Below are 1482 nucleotides of genomic sequence, written 5' to 3' on the forward strand. Positions count from 1 at the left end.
TGACACTTAAAATCTCTCTTATTATTCTTCGTTTCAGGATGAGAGAGGGACGCTTAATGCGTGCTGATTCTTGTGTGTCAGTCTGTCAACCCTTTCTCGTTCTATCATTATGATTCAATGAATCGGATAAATTATTTTTAAAAACTGTCTGAATAATATTTGTAGCTTTTGAAAAATTATTAAAAGAATTAACCTTTCTCGAGAGTTGATTATTACTACTCAGGAATTTTTCTAAGCGTTTATCAAAACTATGTGAAAACTGAATCAACTCGATTGTGTTTTTTAGAGTCTCTTTGGGGCTTTTACCTGTAACTACAGACTTTAGATAACGTTGTATGAGCCTTGTTGTTCTTACATAAAGAGGTACTTCCATCTTTAAAATTAAAGAGCACTCAAGAAGTAGTGGAAGTAAATGTTTATCGTAAGCTCCCTCTACAATCCAACTATCTTGTAAGGTGATTTGTTTAATACCAAGTGAGATAGTTTCTTCGGAATTTTTTACAAATTCAGTTCCACTTAAGTCCCAATAGATTTCATCAAATGCATGAGCAGGTATCTTCAATTCTTTAGCTAATTTCTTAGCGATAGTTGTTTTACCTGCACCAGAAGGGCCTACAATACAAATTTTCATGGTTTATAGAATTGAATTTTGATATTTAATTAACCTATCTAATGTGAACTTAACAGTTTCTATAGAAATAAGTATTCTCAGGGTCATATTTTCGATTGAGAAGAAAAATTCTTTTACCAAGATCTTTCATTAATCTCTAACTCTTGTATTTTATGTTTAAGAAAACTAGATAAAATTTTCAGTCCATTTTTTATCTAATTCTTTTAAATCATCGTATGCTTTTTCAAATTCGCTCAACGGAAAACTTAACCGCGGAGCAGAAGGCGAGGTTTCCCAGACTACGGAGGTCACAACATCGTGAATATGGTTAAATGCGTAACCAAAACGAGTCCATACGACTTTATCTGCTGAAACAACTTGTTCCACCATAACCACATTGCACACTAGATCTAAATCATCAGGGCAAATTAAAATTGGAACTACTGTTGAAATAGCTACATTTTCATAAGCTTGTGGTTTAAGAAGTTTCCATGCATTACTTAATGCCAACTCACTATCATAATCATATAACCAACCTTGGGCTGGAACTAAAGTTTCTGTGCCATCAATAATGGAGATATTTTGATCCACCCATATATTTAATGGAATATTATCAATTGCGAGAATAGGGAACGGTTTTAAATTGCCATTGGCGTCTTTGATGCATCCCTCAATTCGGTGTTCATATAAAAGAGTAGCTGAGATAGTATTCATGTTTATGAGTTAATGTGTGTTAATCAAATATAATATATTCTATTCAATAGATTAATGAATCTAATCCAATGAAAAATAATATTTATTTAATTGTTTTCTAGCCAATATCACATTGACACTTAAAATCTCTCTTATTATTCTTCGTTTCAGGATGAGAG

The 1482-nt window shown here is 32.3% G+C and carries 2 protein-coding genes; both read right to left on the reverse strand.

Translation table 11 applies throughout. The annotated features are described in order from the left end of the window. Positions 1-85: 85 nt before the first annotated feature. Positions 86-631: an AAA family ATPase gene (locus ODQ17_RS18985; protein ID WP_322905604.1), complete on the reverse strand. Its 546-nt coding sequence runs from the start codon at positions 629-631 to the stop codon at positions 86-88. Positions 632-796: 165 nt separating this feature from the next. After that, positions 797-1324: a hypothetical protein gene (locus tag ODQ17_RS18990; protein WP_322905606.1), complete on the reverse strand. Its 528-nt coding sequence runs from the start codon at positions 1322-1324 to the stop codon at positions 797-799. Between the last annotated feature and the right edge of the window lie 158 nt (positions 1325-1482).

It is taken from the genome of Acinetobacter sp. IRS14, assembly GCF_034650275.1.
GTDB lineage: Bacteria > Pseudomonadota > Gammaproteobacteria > Pseudomonadales > Moraxellaceae > Acinetobacter > Acinetobacter oleivorans.

Bases quoted from the DNA above. Each gene is read 5' to 3' on its own strand.
- ODQ17_RS18985 (WP_322905604.1), bottom strand. From the start codon at position 631: ATGAAAATTTGTATTGTAGGCCCTTCTGGTGCAGGTAAAACAACTATC.
- ODQ17_RS18990 (WP_322905606.1), bottom strand. From the start codon at position 1,324: ATGAATACTATCTCAGCTACTCTTTTATATGAACACCGAATTGAGGGA.